Origin of the sequence: Caballeronia sp. ATUFL_F1_KS39 (assembly GCF_023630985.1) — a bacterium.
Taxonomy (GTDB): Bacteria; Pseudomonadota; Gammaproteobacteria; order Burkholderiales; family Burkholderiaceae; genus Caballeronia; species Caballeronia zhejiangensis.
Genome location: NZ_JALQDZ010000052.1, coordinates 40133 through 59510 on the forward strand (window position 1 = coordinate 40133; position 19378 = coordinate 59510).

General features: G+C 62.8%; 17 protein-coding genes. 11 read left to right on the forward strand and 6 right to left on the reverse strand.

What is annotated here, in order from left to right; genetic code table 11:
* The first annotated feature begins 21 nt into the window (after positions 1-21).
* The 11 genes from NCR93_RS26280 to NCR93_RS26330 all read left to right on the forward strand — a co-directional run bounded on the left by NCR93_RS26280 (position 22) and on the right by NCR93_RS26330 (position 12997).
* Entirely contained in the window at positions 22-1221 is a 1200-nt protein-coding gene (locus NCR93_RS26280; RefSeq protein ID WP_175981470.1) for a YbfB/YjiJ family MFS transporter, read from the forward strand.
* A 74-nt stretch (positions 1222-1295) separates the two neighbouring features.
* Positions 1296-2168 (forward strand): GNAT family N-acetyltransferase, encoded by an 873-nt coding sequence (locus NCR93_RS26285; protein WP_175981468.1) that lies wholly within the window; start codon positions 1296-1298, stop codon positions 2166-2168.
* A 5-nt stretch (positions 2169-2173) separates the two neighbouring features.
* The gene (locus NCR93_RS26290; protein ID WP_175981695.1) at positions 2174-3100 is read left to right on the forward strand and encodes a 2-hydroxyacid dehydrogenase; all 927 of its coding nucleotides are present in this window, start codon (positions 2174-2176) and stop codon (positions 3098-3100) included.
* 172 nt (positions 3101-3272) lie between these two features.
* Positions 3273-4682, forward strand: coding sequence for an aspartate aminotransferase family protein (locus NCR93_RS26295; RefSeq protein ID WP_175981466.1), 1410 nt, complete (start codon positions 3273-3275; stop codon positions 4680-4682).
* Between the two features lie 43 nt (positions 4683-4725).
* Positions 4726-5223 (forward strand): Lrp/AsnC family transcriptional regulator, encoded by a 498-nt coding sequence (locus NCR93_RS26300; protein ID WP_008346961.1) that lies wholly within the window; start codon positions 4726-4728, stop codon positions 5221-5223.
* 95 nt (positions 5224-5318) lie between these two features.
* Positions 5319-6383, forward strand: coding sequence for a tartrate dehydrogenase (locus NCR93_RS26305; RefSeq protein WP_008346962.1), 1065 nt, complete (start codon positions 5319-5321; stop codon positions 6381-6383).
* 17 nt (positions 6384-6400) lie between these two features.
* Positions 6401-7873, forward strand: coding sequence for an NAD-dependent succinate-semialdehyde dehydrogenase (locus tag NCR93_RS26310; RefSeq protein ID WP_175981464.1), 1473 nt, complete (start codon positions 6401-6403; stop codon positions 7871-7873).
* A complete protein-coding gene (locus tag NCR93_RS26315) occupies positions 7870-8865 on the forward strand; it encodes a M14 family metallopeptidase (RefSeq protein ID WP_175981462.1) in 996 nt (331 codons plus the stop codon). Before NCR93_RS26310 ends, NCR93_RS26315 begins: the two co-directional genes overlap by 4 nt.
* A gap of 809 nt (positions 8866-9674) precedes the next feature.
* Positions 9675-10019, forward strand: a complete 345-nt coding sequence (locus NCR93_RS26320; protein ID WP_175981460.1) for a cupin domain-containing protein — start codon at positions 9675-9677, stop codon at positions 10017-10019.
* 196 nt (positions 10020-10215) lie between these two features.
* Positions 10216-11277: an ABC transporter substrate-binding protein gene (locus NCR93_RS26325; RefSeq protein WP_008346971.1), complete on the forward strand. Its 1062-nt coding sequence runs from the start codon at positions 10216-10218 to the stop codon at positions 11275-11277.
* A 7-nt stretch (positions 11278-11284) separates the two neighbouring features.
* Positions 11285-12997: a GMC family oxidoreductase gene (locus NCR93_RS26330; RefSeq protein WP_175981458.1), complete on the forward strand. Its 1713-nt coding sequence runs from the start codon at positions 11285-11287 to the stop codon at positions 12995-12997.
* Here NCR93_RS26330 and NCR93_RS26335 read toward each other — a convergent pair.
* The 6 genes from NCR93_RS26335 to NCR93_RS26360 form a co-directional block, all read right to left on the reverse strand.
* Positions 12985-14412: an aldehyde dehydrogenase family protein gene (locus NCR93_RS26335; protein ID WP_175981456.1), complete on the reverse strand. Its 1428-nt coding sequence runs from the start codon at positions 14410-14412 to the stop codon at positions 12985-12987. The genes NCR93_RS26330 and NCR93_RS26335 overlap by 13 nt on opposite strands.
* A gap of 20 nt (positions 14413-14432) precedes the next feature.
* On the reverse strand, positions 14433-15230 hold the full coding sequence (locus tag NCR93_RS26340) for an ABC transporter permease (RefSeq protein WP_008346975.1): 798 nt from the start codon (positions 15228-15230) through the stop codon (positions 14433-14435).
* A complete protein-coding gene (locus tag NCR93_RS26345) occupies positions 15227-16138 on the reverse strand; it encodes an ABC transporter permease (RefSeq protein ID WP_008346976.1) in 912 nt (303 codons plus the stop codon). The genes NCR93_RS26340 and NCR93_RS26345 overlap by 4 nt, the downstream gene beginning before the upstream one ends.
* Complete coding sequence (locus tag NCR93_RS26350; protein ID WP_175981454.1) at positions 16135-17448, reverse strand: NAD(P)/FAD-dependent oxidoreductase; 1314 nt, start codon at positions 17446-17448, stop codon at positions 16135-16137. The genes NCR93_RS26345 and NCR93_RS26350 overlap by 4 nt, the downstream gene beginning before the upstream one ends.
* A 2-nt stretch (positions 17449-17450) precedes the next feature.
* The gene (locus tag NCR93_RS26355; protein ID WP_175981452.1) at positions 17451-18164 is read right to left on the reverse strand and encodes an HAD-IA family hydrolase; all 714 of its coding nucleotides are present in this window, start codon (positions 18162-18164) and stop codon (positions 17451-17453) included.
* A 72-nt stretch (positions 18165-18236) separates the two neighbouring features.
* Positions 18237-19313, reverse strand: coding sequence for an ABC transporter ATP-binding protein (locus tag NCR93_RS26360; protein ID WP_175981450.1), 1077 nt, complete (start codon positions 19311-19313; stop codon positions 18237-18239).
* Positions 19314-19378: the final 65 nt, after the last annotated feature.

Consider the following 19378-nt stretch of genomic DNA (forward strand, 5'->3'; position numbering starts at 1 on the left):
CCCTTCTTCGCCGACCGACTCATGGCCTCGCACGCTCACGCTTCGCCGCTGCCCGCGCATCACGCCCGAAACGCCGCGCTCGCGTGCGCCGTCGTGCTGGCGGTGGCGCTCGGCGTCGGCCGGTTCGCCTTCACGCCGCTCCTTCCGCTGATGCTCAACAGCGGCGGGCTCGATATCCGGCACGGCGGCTGGCTCGCATCGGCCAATTACGCCGGCTATCTGATCGGCGCGTTGTCGTGCGCGGCGATCCGCATCGATCACGCGCGCATGGTGCGTCTCGCGCTCGCGGGGACCATCGCGCTGACGCTCGCGATGGGCATCATCCATCTCTTCTGGATGTGGGCCGCGATACGTTTCGCGGCGGGCGTCGTCAGCGCGTGGGCCTTCGTGTTCGCGTCGCAATGGGGATTGCGCCGGCTCGCGGAACTCGATGCGCACGGTCTCGCCGGCGTCATCTACGCGGGGCCGGGCGTGGGCATCGTCGCGACCGGTTTGCTCGGCGCGGCCGCCGCGGCGCTCGGCGTGCCCGCGCCATCGGTATGGATCGGATTCGCGCTCTGCTCGGCGGTGGCGGGCGTGTTCGTGTGGCAGGCGTTCGCGCATCGGGCGCCGGTCGCGCGCAGCCCGGCGCATGCCGCCAAAAGCGTGGCGAACGCATCGGCGCGCGTCGATTCGATCGGGCTCGTCGGCCTTTACGGTCTCGCGGGATTCGGCTACATCATCACCGCGACGTTTCTGCCCGTCATCGCGCGACAGGCCTTGCCGGCCTCGCCGTGGCCTGATCTCTTCTGGCCTGCCTTCGGACTGGCGCTGATCGCCGGCGCGCTGGTCGCCGCGCGGCTGCCGCTGTCGTGGGACAACCGGCTGCTTTGCGCTGCGTGCTATCTGATTCAGGCGCTCGGCATCTTGCTCGGCATCGTGTTTCCGAGCGCGCTCGGCTTCGGCATCGGCAGTCTGCTGCTGGGCTTGCCGTTCACGGCCATCACCCTGTTCGCGATGCGCGAAGCGCGCCGTCTGCGTGGCGAAGCCGCAGCCGGATTGATGGGATACGCGACCGCCTCATACGGGCTCGGTCAGATCGCGGGACCGCTCGTCGCCGCACCGATCGCCGCGCACACCGGATCGTTTTCCATCGCGTTGTGGATCGCGGTCGCGGCGCTTGGATTCGGCGCGGCCGGATTGACGTGGCTCGGAATGCGCAACAAGGCAAGCGCCGCGTAAGCAACAGGATCGTCCTATCCGCGAGCGAGGGCCGCGTGTCACAGTGGCGGGCATCCTCTGACGTGGAGCATGCCGTGTCCGCTGCCGAAACATCCACTCTGCTGTATCGCCCTTTCACCGCCGATGACATCGCCGCCGCTCACGCGCTTTCGGTCGAAGTCAAATGGCCGCATCGCGCCGACGACTGGCGCTTCGTGCTCGACGCCGGCGCGGGCTTCATCGCGCAGGAAGGCGAGCGTGTCGTCGGCACCGCGCTGTGCTGGAAGTACGGCGACGATGGCGGATCGCTCGGCATGGTGATCGTCGCGCCGGACTGCCAGGGCAAAGGCATCGGCCGCAAGCTGATGGAACTGCTGCTCGAAGCGCTCGGCAAGCGCATCACCGTGCTGCACGCGACGCCCGCAGGCGAGCCGCTTTACGCGAAGCTCGGGTTCGCGCGCATCGGTGCGATTCATCAGCATCAATCCGCCGATTTCGCCGTGCCGCGCATCGATCTCGCGCAAGGCGAGCGCCTGCGTGCGATCGATCCGCGCGATACGGATGCACTCGTCGCGCTTGCATCGCGCGCAAGCGGACTCGATCGAAGCGCGCTCCTGCCTGCGTTGCTGAAAGTTGCCGACGGCATCGTGCTCGAACGCGACGGCGAAGTGCTGGGCTTCGCACTGATCCGCGAATTCGGGCGCGGCCATGCGATCGGTCCGGTGGTCTCCGTCACCGCCGACGCGCAGCACGCGCGCCGCGCGCAAGCGCTCATCGCCCATTGGCTCGCGCATGAGGAAGGCAGGTTCACGCGCATCGACACGCCCGATGAAAGCGGCTTGTCGGCGTGGCTCGAAAGCATCGGCATGAAACGCGTCGATACCGTCATCAAAATGGCGCGCAATGGCACGCCGCCGCATGACGCATCGGTAGCGCAGTTTGCGATCATCAACCAGGCGCTGGGTTGAACACGATGACGATCCTCTATAAAGCCGATCCCGAACGCGGCAAGCAATGGGCCACGCACTTCGCGCTGAAAGCGCCCGACGTGCCGTTTCGCGTATGGCCCGATATCGGCGATGCCAATGCCGTGCGCTATCTCGCCGCGTGGCAGCCGCCCGCGGATGTCATGCAGACATTCCCCAATCTCGACGTGATCTTCTCGGTCGGCGCGGGCATCGATCAGTTCGATCTGTCCGGCGTGCCGCCGCATGTCGCGGTCGTGCGGATGACGGAGCCGGGCATCGTCGAAGGCATGGTCGAGTATGTGACGCAAGCCGTGCTCACGATTCATCGCGATCTTTTCGATTACGCCGCGCAGCAACGCGAGCGCGTGTGGCGCGAGATGCCGGTGCGCGCGGCTTCGACGCGGCGCGTCGGCGTGCTCGGTCTCGGCATGCTCGGCACCGCCGTGCTGAACACGCTGCGTGCGTTCGGCTTCGATTGCGCGGGCTGGAGCCGTTCGCCGCATGAGATCGAAGGCGTCGAATGTCATGCGGGCGCGGCATCGCTCGATGCGTTTCTCGCGCGCACCGATATCCTCGTGTGCCTGCTGCCGCTCACGGATGCGACGCGCGGGCTTATCGGCAAACGCGTGTTCGAGACCTTGCCGGAGGGCGCATCGTTCATCAATGTCGGGCGCGGTCCGCATGTGATCCAGCAGGATCTGCTCGATGCGCTCGATAGCGGGCATCTGAACGCCGCGATTCTCGACGTCACCGATCCCGAGCCCTTGCCGCGCGAGCATCCTTTCTGGACGCATCCGCGTGTGCGTCTCACGCCGCATATCGCGAGCGCCACGCGGCCCGAAACCGCCGTCGAAATGGTGTTGGAGAACTTGCGCCGTCATCGCGCGGGCGAGCGCATGATCGGCGAAATCGACCGCACGCGCGGCTATTGAATCGTCGGGCAAAGACCGCGAAGGCCGCAGCAGAAAATGCTGCGCGCCCCCCGCAAAACGCTGCGGATTCGCTTTTTGGCGATTTTTTTGGCGATGCACGCGATGCGGCTCTGCCGATAGTATGAAACGGTCAAGAGCCATTCCGCCCCCTTCGCGAAGAGAGAGCCGCATCATGTCGATCAAGTCGCTTGTCGAGTCCGACCGTAAGCATCTGATTCATCCAGTCGTCAGTTATCGCGCGCATGAAGCGCGCGGCGTCACCGTGCTCGATTCCGCCGATGGCGTGTTCCTGCGCGACATCGAAGGCCGCGAACTGCTCGATGCGTTCTCCGGCCTGTGGTGCGTGAACACGGGTTATGGACACGCGAGCATCGTCGAGGCCGCCGCGAAGCAGATGGCGAAACTGCCCTACGCCACGGGCTATTTTCATTTCGGCTCGGAGCCTGCCATCGAACTCGCCGCGAAGCTCGTCGAGCTCGCGCCTGCTTCGCTGCAACATGTGTACTTCACGCTCGGCGGCTCCGATGCCGTCGATTCCGCGCTGCGCTTCATCACGCACTACTACAACGCGACGGGCCGTCCGTCGAAGAAGCATTTCATCGCGCTGCAACGCGGCTATCACGGATCGTCGTCGATCGGCGCGGGCATGACCGCGTTGCCTGCGTTCCATCGCAACTTCGATTTGCCGCTGCCGACGCAGCATCACATTCCTTCGCCGTACGCGTACCGCAACGATTACGCCGATGACGCCGCGCTCATCGCCGCTTCGGTGCAAGCGCTCGAAGCCAAGGTCGCGGAACTCGGCGCGGACAACGTCGCCGCATTCTTCTGCGAGCCGATTCAAGGCTCGGGCGGCGTGATCGTGCCGCCCAAAGGCTGGCTGAAGGCGATGCGCGAAGCGTGCCGCAAGCTCGATATCCTCTTCGTCGCGGATGAAGTCATCACGGGCTTCGGCCGCACTGGCCCGCTCTTCGCGTGCGAAGGCGAAGGCGTCGAGCCCGATCTGATGACGGTCGCGAAGGGACTCACCGCGGGTTATGCGCCGATGGGCGCGGTCCTCATGTCCGATGCGGTCTACCAGGGCATCGCGGATGGCGGAGATGTGTCGGCGGTCATCGGTCATGGACATACGTATTCGGCGCATCCGGTGAGCGCAGCGATCGGCCTCGAAGTGATGCGGCTGTATCACGAAGGCGGCCTGCTCGCGAATGCGCAGTCGCTGGCGCCGCGTTTCGCGCAAGGGCTCGATGCGTTGCTCGATCATCCGCTCGTCGGCGATTCGCGGCATCGCGGCTTGCTCGGCGCGCTCGAACTCGTCGCCGATAAAAACAGCAAGCGCGGCTTCGATGCATCGCTCAAGCTGCCCGACCGCATTGCCGCCGCAGCTTATGCAAACGGCCTCGTGTTCCGCGCATTCGGCGATAACATTCTCGGCTTCGCGCCCGCGCTTTGTTATACCGAAGCGAACTTCGACATGCTGTTCGAGCGCCTCACGAAGACACTCGACGATGTACTCGCGCAAAGCGACGTGCGCGATGCATTGAAAGGCGCATCGGGCTTCAGTTCGCGCGCGGCTGCGTGATAACATCGACCGACCGCCGACATGCGAGACCGAACCCGCCGCGATGAGCACCGACAGCAAGCTGGACCGAATCGATCTGCGTATCCTCTCGCAATTGCAGAAGCGCGGGCGCATCACGAACGTGGAACTCGCCGATGCGGTCGGCCTCTCGCCCAGCCCTTGCCTGATTCGCGTGAAACGGCTGGAAAAGGCGGGTTATATCGTCGGTTATGGCGCGCAGATTCAGCTCGAAAAGCTCGGCGACGTGCAGGTGGTCTTCACCGAAGTCACGCTCGCCGATCATCGCCGCGAAGACTTCATCAACTTCGTGAATGCCGTGAAGGATGTCGACGAGATCGTCGAATGTCATCTCGCGAGCGGCGGTTACGACTATCTGCTCAAGTTCGTCACGCGCAGCGTGAGTCACTATCAAAGTATTATCGAAGGGCTGCTGGAGCGCGGCATCGGCATCGAGAAGTACTTCAGCTACGTCATCATCAAGACGTCGTTCGTGAAGACGCATTACCCGCTCGAAACGCTCTTCTCGCAGAACCATCACTGAGGCGCGCGCCTCTCATTCTCATGCATTCAACGGACGCACGCGCTTTATGCACGTGCGTGCTTTTTATCGTCGATCATTTTCACGCGGAGTAGCACATGTCCAGCAAATATCGTATTGCCGTGATTCCGGGCGACGGCATCGGCAAGGAAGTGATGCCCGAAGCAGTGCGCGCGCTCGACGCGGTGAGCAAGCGCTTCGGTATCGAACTGGAGTACCGGCATATCGAATGGGCAAGTTGCGATTACTACGCGCAGCACGGCCAGATGATGCCGGACGACTGGAAGGCGCAGTTGCAAGATGCCGATGCGATCCTGTTCGGCGCGGTCGGCTGGCCCGATACCGTTCCCGACCATATCTCGCTGTGGGGCTCGCTGCTCAAATTCCGGCGCGAGTTCGATCAATACATCAATCTGCGCCCCGCTCGTCTTTTCGATGGCGTGCCCTCGCCGCTCGCGAATCGCAAGGCGGGCGATATCGACTTCATGATCGTGCGCGAGAACACCGAAGGCGAGTATTCATCGGTCGGCGGCACGATGTTCGAAGGCACTGAACGCGAGTTCGTATCGCAGACGTCGATCTTCACACGCAAGGGCGCGGAGCGCGTGTTGAAGTTCGCATTCGATCTTGCGCAAAAGCGCGAGAAGAAAGTTACCGTCGCAACTAAAAGCAACGGCATTTCGATCAGCATGCCGTGGTGGGATACGCGCGCCGCCGAAATCGCCGCGCAGTATCCCGAGATCAAGTGGGACAAGCAGCACATCGACATTCTGTGCGCGCGCTTCGTACTGAGCCCGGATCGCTTCGATGTGGTCGTCGCCACCAATCTCTTCGGCGACATTCTTTCCGATCTCGGTCCGGCCTGCACGGGCACGATCGGCATCGCGCCTTCGGCCAACATGAATCCGGAGCGCAACTTCCCGTCGTTGTTCGAGCCGGTGCATGGCTCCGCGCCGGATATCGCGGGCAAGGGCATCGCGAATCCCGTCGCGATGATCTGGTCGGCGGCGATGATGCTCGACTTCCTCGGCGAACGCGAAGCACACGATGCGATGCTTGCCGCGATCACGGCGGTATTGAAGGAAGGTCCGCATACAGGCGATCTCGGCGGCAAGGCGAAGACGACGGAAGTCGGCGCGGCCATTGCGCAAATGCTCGCCTGACTTTTCTGGAGACCATCATGACGCAACGATATGAACTGAGCGATCTGATTCGCGCCGATAACTTCATCGACGGCAAATGGGTTGCCGCTGCAAGCGGCCGACGCTTCGCCGTCACCGATCCCGCGACGGGCGACGTCATCGCGCAAGTGGCCGACAGCGGCCCCGCCGATGCCCGCGCCGCCACCGATGCCGCCGCGCGCGCCTTCCCCGCGTGGCGCGATACGCTGCCGAAAGATCGCGCCGCGGTCCTGCATCGCTGGCACGCGCTGATCGTCGAGCATGCCGATGCGCTCGGACGTCTCATCTCGCTCGAACAGGGCAAGCCCTTCGCGGAAGGCCGCGGCGAGGTGATGTACGGCGCGTCTTACGTCGCGTGGTTCGCGGACGAAGCCACGCGCATCTACGGCGACATCATTCCGCAGCAGCAACGCGGCAAGCGCATGAGCGCGGTGAAGGAACCGGTCGGCGTCGTCGCTGCGATCACGCCGTGGAATTTCCCGCTCGCGATGATTGCGCGCAAGATCGCGCCCGCGCTCGCGGCGGGTTGCACGGTCGTCGGCAAGCCGGCCGAAGATACGCCGCTCACGGCGCTCGCGCTCGTGATGCTCGCCCATGAAGCGGGCGTGCCGGCGGGCGCGTTGAATCTCATCAGCGCATCGCGCGAAAACGCGCAGGACGCGGTCGCCGACTGGCTCGAAGATGGCCGCGTGCGCAAGATCACCTTCACCGGCTCGACGCCGGTGGGCAAGTATCTCGCGCGGGAATCGGCGGGCACGTTGAAGAAGCTGTCGCTGGAACTCGGCGGCAATGCGCCTTTCATCGTATTCGACGATGCCGATCTCGATGCCGCCGTCACCGGATTGATGGCATCGAAATTCCGCAATGGCGGACAGACTTGCGTGTGCCCGAATCGCGTCTATGTGCAGTCGTCCGTGTATGACAAGTTCGCTGACCTGCTCGCGAAGCGCGTCGCCGCATTGAAAGTTGCGCCTGCAACTGATTCCGATGCGCAGATCGGCCCGATGATCAACGCGCGCGCGGTCGAAAAGATCGAGCGTCATGTAAACGACGCGTTGAAGCGCGGCGCACGCGCGCTGACGGGCGGCAGGCGTCTCGCGGAACTCGGCCCCAACTATTACGCGCCGACCGTGCTCGCCGATGCAACGTCCGACATGCAGTTGAGCTGCGAAGAAACCTTCGGCCCGGTCGTGCCGCTGTTTCGCTTCGACGACGAAGCCGAGGCGATCCGCGCCGCCAATGACACGCCTTTCGGCCTCGCAGCGTACTTCTATAGCCAGAACCTGAAGCGCATCGATCGCGTATCGCGTCTGCTCGAATCGGGACTCGTCGGCATCAACGAAGGCGCGATTGCGAGCGAGGCCGCGCCGTTCGGCGGCGTCAAGGAATCGGGCTATGGTCGCGAAGGCTCGAAGTACGGCCTCGACGATTACCTCTCGATCAAATATCTCTGCCAGGGCGGGCTCGAATGAACGCGCATTCAAACGCATACCCGATCGAGATCGCGTTCCCCGATATCGGCGCGCATGCCTCGGGCAACGCGGGCGTGCCGTATGTGCATACGTTCGATTCGGGCATCGACGGTCCGCATGTGATGATCAACGCGCTCACGCACGGCAACGAAGTGTGCGGCGCGATCGTCGTCGATGCCTTGCTGCGTGCCGGACTGCGCCCGCGGCGCGGCAAGCTCACGCTCGCGTTCGCGAACGTCGATGCTTACGCGCGTTTCGATGCGAGCAAGCCCGATGCATCGCGCTTCGTCGATCAGGACTTCAATCGTGTATGGACCGCGCAAGCGCTCGATGACATGTCGCGCGATTCGAGCGAGCTGCGCCGCGCCCGCGCGATGCGGCCCGTCATCGATACGGTGGACCTCCTGCTCGATCTTCATTCGATGCACGAGAAGAGCAAGCCGTTGATCGTCGCGGGACCGCTCGATAAAGGCATCGACTTGTCGGCGAGGCTCGGCACGCCTGCGACCGTGATCTGCGACGAAGGTCATCCGGAAGGACGGCGCATGCGCGATTACGAAGGCTTCGGCGATCCTTCGAGCGACAAGAACGCGTTGCTCATCGAATGCGGACAGCACTGGGAAGCGAATGCCGTGACCGTCGCGCGCGACGTGACCGCGCGCTTTCTTTTGCTATCCGGCGTGATCGACGAAGAAGACTTGCCCGCCGGATGGGTTCAGCCATCGCCGCAGGAAATGCTCGTTGTCCGTGTGACGGAACCGGTCGTAGCCAGGAGCATGGACTTCCGTTTCGCCGATGCCTACACGGGGCTCGAAGTGTTTCCGAAAGCGGGCAGCGTGATCGGCTGGGCGGAGGGCGTTGCGGTCGAAACGCCCTATGACGATTGCATGCTCGTGATGCCGTCGCTGCGGCAGTTGCGTCCGGGCGTGACGGTCGTGCGGCTCGGCAAGATCGAACGGCGCATTCGAGTTGCAGGTGGTTTTGCTCGTTGAAGCGCTGTTCTACGGTTGTGATGTGAGGTCGCCGGATCCCGTGTACTTGTCGGTCTATCAGCACTGCCCCTGTGCGGGGCGGCACTCACTTTCCTTCCAGTAGTCGCCGGATCCCGCTTTCGCGTCGGTCTATTAGCGTTGCCCCTGTGCGGGGCGGCACTCACTTTCTTTGCTGCTGCAAAGAAAGTAAGCAAAGAAAGCAGCTTTTCAGGCCCGCGGTCACACGCAATTTGGGTAGTTCTCTCGTCCTCGATGGCACTCGCCTAAAGAGTGCCCTCATCACAATAACCGGGCTTGGCTCGCGCACGGTCCGCCGCCCAATAACTTCGAGCGCGCTGGTTCAGCACGAAAGACCTTCGGCACAGCGCTACGCGCTGCCGCCGGGTATGCAAGGGAAACCAACGTCCGGCGAAGGCGGCGAGATGGAGACGTTTTTAGAGAAGCACGCGCATTCCCGATTGACCGGTCGGCCGCGAAGCGAGCCGGAGCTATTTGGTGCTGAACCAGTTTGTTGTGTGGTGCGATGTGGCAGACCGTGCGCGAGCCAAGCCCGATGGTGCCTATGAGGGCACTCTTTAGGCAGCCCACGAACGACGAGAGGACTACCCAAACTGCGTGTGACCGCGGGCGTATCGGAAGCTGCTTTCTTTGGTTACTTTCTCTGCACAGGACCAGAGTAAGCGCTAAAGCGCTAACTCTGGTCGACGGCAAAGAAAGTGACTGCCGCCCCGCACAGGGGCAACGCTAATAGACCGACGCGATAACGGGATCCGGCAATCACCCAAAACCATCAAGAGGCAAGAAAGCAAATGAAAGTACAGCAACTCAAACAGAGCATAGCAATCGAAGGACTGGAAGACTGGGGCACGGCGGGACTTCCCGGCACGCACGAAATAAAGATATCCGGCGTGCAAAAAGTGATTCCCGGCAGCGAAGCAATCGATACGGGCGTATTCGAATGCACGCCGGGCACGTACCGGCGTTCGGTGAAGGAAGCGGAGGTCATGCATTTTCTGGCCGGCCGTGGCCGCTTCACGCCCGATGGCGAGGACACGATCCACTTCACCGGCGGTGATACGCTCTTCTTCGCGGCGAACACCGAAGGCACATGGGAAGTCGATGAAACCATGCGCAAGGTCTACGTGATCTTCTGAACGTGCATCGGACGTGGCCATTGCGCTGACATAACATCAGGTCATGGTCACTCCAACAATTCCGGCGTTGCCCCCGCCTATTTGACTCAATATATTTTTAGTCATCCGCGCGCCGTCCTCGTCTTCGCTCGAAGCCGGACGGGACCGCGATCTGCAGGACGTCCACTGCTTCAATCTTGTCGAGGAAAACGCCGTGATGAAGATTGCAAGATTCCGCTGTCCGCACTTTCCCGTTCGTCCGCTGGCCATGACATTGCTGCTCTCCATCGCGAGCGCGGCGCCGTCGTTCGCAGCGGGCAAGATCACGTTCGTATCGCAAGGCGGCGCGTATCAGGAAGCGCAAACCAAGGCGATTCTCGATCCCGCCGCGAAAGAGCTCGGCATCACGATCAACCAGGACAGCATTCCGGATGCGTGGCCGCAGATCAAGGCGCAAGGCTCAACCGGCAAGCCGATCTGGGACGTCGTCGATACGCCCACGTCGAACTGCTTGCGCGGCGGGCGCGAAGGGCTGCTCGAAAAGCTCGACTTCTCGAAGTTACCCAACGCCGCAGCCATTCCCGAAAAATACCGCACGCCCTATTCGGTGGCGTACGAGTTCTATTCGACGGTCATCGGCTATAACAAGAAGTCGCTGAAGAAAGTGCCGCAAAGCTGGAAGGACTTCTGGGACGTCAAGAACTTCCCCGGCACGCGCGCACTGCGCAACGATCCGATGACGGTGCTCGAAGCCGCACTGCTCGCGGATGGCGTGCAGCGCGACAAGCTCTATCCGCTCGACGTGGATCGCGCGTTCAAGAAGCTCGAAGAGATCAAGCCGAACGTTACGGTCTGGTGGACTTCGGGCGGACAGTCGGCGCAATTGCTGCACGACGGCGAAGTCGACATGACGATGATCTGGAACGGCCGCGCGAGCGCCGTAATGAAGGACAATCCGGATGTCGCCTTCACGTTCAACGACGGCATTCTGCAGAACACGCAGCTTTGCATCCTCAAGAACGCGCCGAACATGAACGAAGCCGTGCGCTTCCTTAACGCGGCCGTATCGCCGGAATTGCAGGCGAATCTGCCGCTTTATATCGATTACGGTCCGGGCAATCCGGCTGCATTCAAGACCGGCAAGATCACCGACAAGCGCGCATCCGAATTGCCGAGCGCGCCCGCGAATGCGGCGAAGCAGGCGTTGCTTTCCGAAGAATGGTGGGCTTCCGAGTCCGGCATTCAGGCGAAGGCGCGCTGGCTCAAGTTCATGCAATAACGCCGACGTGTTCGACTTTCTGATTCTTGGCGGCGGCTCGGCCGGCTGCGTGCTGGCCGCGCGCCTTTCCGAAGATGCGCGCGCGACCGTGTGTCTCGTCGAAGCGGGCCGCGACATCTCCGCGCGCACGATGCCCGATGCCATCCGCAGCCGCTATCCGGGCCGCGCTTATCTCGACACGCGCAACATCTGGCAGGCATTGAAAGCGCGCATGAGCGAACGCGCCGCGCTGCGACGCTATGAACAGGCGCGGCTTCTCGGCGGCGGCTCGGCGATCAATGCGTTAATGGCCAATCGCGGCTCTCCATCCGATTACGATGAATGGGAAGCGCTTGGCGCCGATGGCTGGAACTGGCAAGCGTGTCTGCCCTACTTTCGCAAGCTGGAAACCGATTGCGATGTCACCGGCCCGCTGCACGGCAGCGATGGCCCGTTACGCATTCAACGCACGGCATGGCCGCGCATTTCGCCGTTCGTGCGCACGGTGCTCGCCTCGCTTGCCGATAGGGGCCACGCCTTGCGCGACGATCAGAACGGACCTTGGGAAGACGGCACGTTCATCGGTGCGATCGCGGTCAGCGCGAACGGAGAACGCATACCGACCTCGGTTTGCTATCTCGACGATGCCGCGCGCGCTCGCGACAATCTGACGATACGCACCGGCGATGTCGTCGAATGCATTCTGTTCGATGGCAAGCGCGCGATCGGTGCGCGCATCGTTCGCGCCGACGGCACGCGTCAAGACTTGCGCGCGCATCGCGTGATCGTATCGGCGGGTGCGATTCACAGTCCCGCATTGCTGATGCGAAGCGGCATCGGCCCCGGCGATGAACTCGCCGCGCTCGGCATCGACGTAGTGGCCGATCGTCCCGGCGTCGGGCGCAATCTGATGGAACATCCTTCGATAGCGGTCTCCGCGTTTTTGCCGCGCGCCGCACGCACGCCGTTTCCGGATGAACATCACGAGCAGGCGATCGTGCGCTTTTCATCCGGCCTGGCCGACACCGTTCAAGGCGACATGCACGGCGCGATCCTGTCGCGTTCGGGCTGGCATTCGGTGGGTTATCGGCTGGGCACGATCTTCTTCTGGGTCAACAAGTCCTATTCGCGCGGACGCGTCACGCTGGCATCGGCGAATGCATTCGATGAACCCAACGTCGACTTCGCGATGCTCTCCGATTCCCGCGATCTCGAACGGCTCAAGCTCGCGCTGCGTTTCGGCGCTGCAACGCTTGCATCGGCTTCGATGGATGCGATCTTTCCGTCGAGCTATTCACCGCGCGTTGCAGCGGTGGCGGTGCCGGGAACATGGAATGCGCTCCAGCGCGGCGCGTTGAGCGCGCTGCTCGATATCGCCGGGCCGTTGCGTGGTGCGTTGATCAAAGGCGTCGTGACGCAAGGCATTACGATCGACGAACTGCTCGCCGACGATCGCAAGATGACCGAGTTCGTCATGCGCCATGTCGGCGGGACATGGCATCCGTCGGGAACGTGCCGCATGGGTTCATCGAGCGATCCGCTGGCCGTGACCGATGCGCGCGGCGCGGTGCATGGCATCGAAGGTCTGCATGTATGCGACGCGTCGTTGATGCCGTCGATTCCATGCGCGAATACGAACGTGCCGACGATCATGATCGCCGAGCGCGTGGCGGATGCATTGCGCGGCACGGTCCTCGACAAGCATGAACCGGCCGCGCACGCCGTGACTCAGGCGCCGTAACCCACGATGCCCTTCACTTCGAGAAACGCTTCCAGTCCCCACTCGCCATATTCGCGCCCATTGCCCGACTGCTTGTAGCCGCCGAACGGCGAGCCCGGATCCCACGCCGGATAGTTCACGTAGACACTGCCCGCGCGCATTCTCATCGCCACGCGGCGCGCGCGCTCCTGATCCTGCGATTGCACGTAAGCCGCCAGGCCATAAGGCGTGTCGTTCGCGATGGCGATCGCTTCTTCTTCATCGCGATACGGCATGATCGCGAGCACCGGGCCGAAGATTTCCTCGCGCGCGATGGTCATCGAAGGATTCACGTTAGCGAACACGGTCGGCTTCACGTAATAACCGCGTTCGAGTCCAGCGGGACGCCCCGCGCCGCCCGTCACCAGTGCAGCGCCCTCTTCTATGCCGACATCGATCAGCCGCTGCACGCGTTCGAACTGCACGTCGCTGACGACGGGGCCCATCGTCGTCGCCGGATCGCTCGGTGAGCCGACGCGCTGCTTCTGCGCTGCGCGCAACGCGATCTGCACCGCTTCGTCGTGCCGCGATGCGGGCACGAGCATTCGCGTCGGCGCATTGCAGGATTGACCGCTGTTGCTGAAGCACGAATTCACGCCGGCCGTGACGGCTACTTCGAAATCGGCATCGTCCAGCAGGATGTTCGCCGACTTGCCGCCGAGTTCCTGATGCACGCGCTTCACTGTCGGCGCGGCCAGCTTCGCGATTTCGATGCCCGCGCGCGTCGATCCGGTGAACGACACCATGTCCACATCCGGATGCGCGCTCAATGCCGCGCCGACGGTCGGACCATCGCCATTGACGAGATTGAAGACGCCTTTGGGCACGCCGGCCGCATCGACGATTTCGGCGAAAAGCACGGCGTTCATCGGCGACACTTCGCTCGGCTTCAACACCACCGTGCATCCCGCCGCGAGCGCAGGCGCGACCTTGCAGACAATCTGATTGATCGGCCAGTTCCACGGCGTGATGAGCGCGGCCACGCCCACGGGCTCGTAATTGACGAGCGTCGTGCCCTTCTTGCGTTGCCATTGAAAGCGTTCGACCGTGCGCAGCGTCTCTTCGATATGACGCTTGCCGAGCGCCGCCTGCCACGCATGAGCGAGCTTCGCCGGTGCGCCGATCTCGCGCGAGATGACATCGGCCATCTCGTCGTAACGCGCGACATACGCTTCGAGCAAACGCTCGAGCAACGCTACGCGCTCTGCGACGCTCGCCCGTGAAAACGATGAGAACGCACGCCGCGCCGCCGCGACCGCGCGATCGACATCGCGCGCATCGCCGAGCGCGACCTCGCCGATCGCTTCTTCAGTCGATGGATCGATGACCGGCAAACGTGTATCGCCGTATGGTTCGACCCATTCGCCGTCGATATAGAACTGCTGTAGATGTCGCATGGTTTTTCGTTGTGAAAGATTCAGGCTCGCGCCGCAGCCGAAGATCGCCGGCTCACGACGACGATCATCACGAGACACAAGGTCAACGCCGTCAGCATCGTGCTGATGGCGGCGATGGTCGGATCGATTTCATCGCGCAGCGTGACGAACATGCGGCGCGTGAGCGTCTGATTGTTGCCGCCCGAAATGAAGAGCGCAACGACGGTTTCATCGAGCGCCTGAATGAACACGAACACGGCACCCGAGATCACGCTCGCCTTGATCTGCGGCAACGTCACCGCCATGAACGCGCGAAAGCGATTCATGCCGAGACTGCGCGCGACCATCTCCTGCGTGCGATCGAACGTGCGCAAGTCCGCGCCGACGGAGATGAGCACATACGGCAGGCCGAGCATCGTATCCGCGATGATGAGACCGCCAAGCGTGTTCACATAACCCATCTGCGTGAAGACGAAGAACACGCCCACTGCAACGATGATGATCGGCACCATCAGCGGCAGCATCAGCAAGGTGCGCAGATAGCGCAACGACCAGTGCGATCCGTACTGGATGCCGTATGCCGCCGCGATGCCGACCGGCGTCGCGATCAAGGCCGCGCACGTCGAGGCCGCAAAGGTGGTCTTCGCCGCATCGATCCACGCGGGATTATCGAAGAACGCGTGATACCAGCGCAACGAATACGCAGGCGGCGGAAACGTGAGGAAACGCGCATCCGAGAAAGACAGCGGCACGACGATGACCACGGGAATCATCAGAAACGCGAGAATCAGCATCACCGATGCACCGAGCGTCACGCGGCCGAACGATAAGGTATTCATTTCGCCCCCAGTGTCTTTTCGAGCGGAATCACGCGGCTCACGCAATAGAAGATCGCGCACACGCAAATAAGCAGCACCACGCTCACCGAGCTTGCCGCGCCCCAACTGTTGTAGATCTCGACGTTGCGGCTCACGATCATCGACACCATCATCGACTTGCCGCCGCCCATCAGCTCGGGCGTGATATAGAAGCCGAGGCACAGCACGAAGACGAGCGTGACGCCCGCGAGCACCCCGCTCATCGACAGCGGCAGAAACACGCGCAAGAACACATGCAGCGGCGAACCGCCGAGACTCGCACCTGCTTGCGAGAGATTTGGCGGAATCTTCTGCATCGCGGAGTAGAGCGGCAGCACCATGAACGGCAACAGGATATGCACCATCGCGATGATCGTGCCGAACTGGTTATACGAAAGCTGTAACGGGCGCTCGATCAGACCCATGCCGAGCAGCGCCTTGTTGATGAGACCGGTGCGTTGCAAGAGCACGAGCCACGCATACGTTCGCACGAGCACGCTCGTCCAGAACGGAAGAATCACCATGCCGAGCACGAGCGCGCTCCATCGCGGCGATATCGATGCCGCGAAATACGCGACGGGATAGCCGAGCAGCAGCGTAATCGCCGTCACGATGAAACTGAGCTTGAACGTCAGCAGAAAGGTGTCGAGATAGGCACCGGTAAAGACACGCTTGTAATTGACGAGCGAGAACACGCCGTCGTGATAGAACGATTGCCACGACAGCCACGCGAGCGGCACGACGAGCAATACGACGACCACGAACAGCGCGGGCGCCATCAACAGCAGCATCGCGCGGTCTTCGCGTCGCTGATGCCGCACCGATGGATCGATCGTCGCGGGTTGCATCACGGCGGGGTCCTGGAGAATCCGTTTGGCTGTCGTCATCATGCACCTACTGCATCGAGGAACTGATACCACGCAGCGACGAGCCGCACACCCGGCGCGCGCAACGCATGAAACGGTACGGGCCGCAAGCCGTCTTGCGCGAGCAGCGCGAGTTCGGGCTTCTCACCGAGCGCAAGCGCAGCGGCATGCTGACCGATCAGGCTGGCCATCGCGACACCCGCGCCGTTATAGCCGAGACAGAACGTGGTCGCATCGTCGCTGCGGCCCACGTGCGGCAATGCGTTGAAGGTCATCCCGACATAACCCGACCAGCGAAATTCCACCGGCACGTCCTTCAATTGCGGAAAGAGCGCGACCATCGCGCGTTGCAGCGCATCGAAGCCGGTCGGCTCGCCTTCCTTGCCGAACGCGTCGCGGCCGCCGAACAACATGCGGCCATCGACCTTGCGGAACCACTTCATCATGCGGCGCGTTTCGGTGTAGCTGCGGCGGTTCACCATCAACTGCGCATCGAGTTCCGGAGATAAGGGCGCGGTCGCGATCATCGCGCTTCTGAACGGCACGAGCTCGCGATGATATGAAGCGGTTGCCTCGGTCAGATTCGAATAGGCGTTCGTCGCGACGATGACCTGCTTCGCGCGCACCGTGCCGCCGGGCGCCGTCAACAGCACGCGGCCGTCCTGTTCGAGCGACATGTCGATGACAGGCGTCGCTTCGTAGATCGGCACGCCGCGCGCGATCAGACCGGCCGCGATGCCGCGCACGTATTCGAGCGGCAGGATCGTGCCCGCGTCCGCGCTCAACACGCCGCCGACGAAGCCCTTCGAGCCTGTCTCATGTTCGACTTCAGCACGAGATTGCACGCTCATCGACGTATCGTTGAGCGTCGTGCGAACCCAGTCCGCCTCGGCGCATATCGATGCGAGCGCACGTTCCGTATGCGCGCAACGCAGGCTGCCCGTATGTTCGAAGCGCGCGCGTTCGAGCTTGAACTCGTCGACGAACGCCTCGACGGTGCGCACGCCATCGTGCGCGAGCCGATGCATGCGCTTCGCGACATCGATGCCATGCGTGCTCGCGATCGTCGCAAACGAGAGACGAAACTTCGACGACACCACGCCGCCATTGCGTCCGCTTGCGCCCCAGCCGATCGGATTCGCATCGAGCACCGCGCATTCGACGCCGCGCTTTTGCAGCGCATAGGCGGCGCTCAAGCCCGAATAGCCCGCGCCGATGATCGCCACTTCGACATCGATATCGCGTGCGAGCGGTGCGCCGGTGCTCATCGGCGCGGCTATCGCCCGCCACAACGAGTCCGGTTGCGGGCGCAGCGGTGTCGTCGGGGCGCGCATGGTCAGGCGGCGGCGCGGAGTTCGTCGTCGACGGCATCCGCGAGCGCGGCGAGCGTCGCGAACTTCCACGTCGGCGTCGTCACGCTCTCGGGCACGGGTGTCGCGCCGAAGCCCTTCATGCCCTGGCGCCGCTCGATCCAGCATGTCGAATAACCGAGCTTCGTTGCGATGCCGATGTCGTGATACTGGCTCTGCGCCGTATGCAGGATCTCTTCGAACTTATAGCCGAACGCCGCCTGACGTCCACGGTTATAGGCAAAGAATTGCGGATCGGGTTTGGCGACGCCGGTCTCATCGCAGCAGACGGTATCGTCGAACGGATTGCCGAGCGTGTGAGCATAGGCCGACAACGCAACGCGATCCGCGTTGGTCATCGCGACAAGACGAAAGTGCTTGCGCAGACGCTTCAATGCCGCGACCGAGTCTTCGAATGCGGGCCATTCGAGCACATCGCGCTGGAATGCCGCGGCGGATTGCGCATCGTCGGACAAGCCGAGTTTGCTCGCGAGATGCAGATACACGTTCGCCATTTCATGACTCGATCTGCCCGGATACTTCGCGCGCCCTTCCATGTACGGCTCGAAGATCTGATCGTCGGTCAGGTCCTTTGCCTTCGCTCCGCCCAGCCGGCGCACGGAATCGAGCACGCCTTTTTCGAAGTTGATCAGCGTGCCGACGACATCGAAGGTCAGGACCTTGAAATCGGTGAGATTCATTGCGTCATCCTTTACGGGTTGCGTATCTACGTTTGCAGTCGAAATCGCCCGTGCACAGGCGGTGAGAAGAAATCAGGCCGACACGACGATCGTGTCTTGCGGATCGAGCGCGACCGTCATCGATGCGCCCGGCTCGGGGATGCGCTTGCGCGCGTCGTGGCTGCCGGGTTGCCGAAGACTGATCGCCGTGCCGTCGGCGAGCGCGGCGAACACGCGCAGGCTCTCGCCTTGATAGAGCACTTCGGTCACGCGGCATGAAAGACGGTTCGCATCCGCATGACGGTTCTCGCCGTCGATGACGAGCTTTTCCGTTTGCACCGCGAGCAATAGCTTCTCGCCGCGCGGCAATGGATGCGCGGTGCGCAGAACCGTATCGCCGAGACGCACGGCATCGTCGCCGGCGCGCGTGACATCGAGCATCGTCGCTTCGCCGATGAAGCTCGCGACGAACGCATCGCAAGGACGGTCGTACAGGCGCTCGGGTGTGTCGATCTGCACGAGCCTGCCGTCCTTCAACACGGCGACGCGATCGCTCATCGTGAGTGCTTCGCGCTGGTCGTGCGTCACGTTGACGATGGTCGCCCCGAGCTGCCGATGCAGTCTGCGCAATTCGATTTGCATGGTCTCGCGCAGTTGCTTGTCGAGCGCGGACAACGGCTCGTCCATCAGAATGAGTTGCGGTTGAAACACCATTGCGCGGGCAAGCGCCACGCGTTGCTTCTGTCCGCCTGAAAGCTGATGGATGCTGCGGCTTTCATAACCTTTGAGTTCGACCATGGCGAGTGCTTCGGCGACGCGCTTCGCCCATGTCGATTTCGGCTCGCGCCGCGCACGCAGCGAGAACGCGACGTTCTCGCCTACCGTCATGTGCGGAAAGAGCGCGTAGTTCTGAAACACGATGCCGATATCGCGCTTGTGCGGTGGCGCAAATGTAATGTCACGCTCGCCGACCCACACGCTGCCCGAGCTCGGCTGCACGAAGCCGCCGAGAATGCCGAGCAGCGTCGTCTTGCCCGAGCCAGAAGGCCCGAGCAGCGAGACGAATTCGCCCGGCGCGATATCGAGCGATACGTCATCGAGCGCCGTCACCGCGCCATAGCGCTTCGTCGCGGACCTGATCGACACTCCCGTTTTAGCGCGTGCGTCCATGTCGTTCGTCTCGTCGGAAATAGAGGGGTTGGGAAAATACTAAGTCGCGATGTTTTTGACGGCAA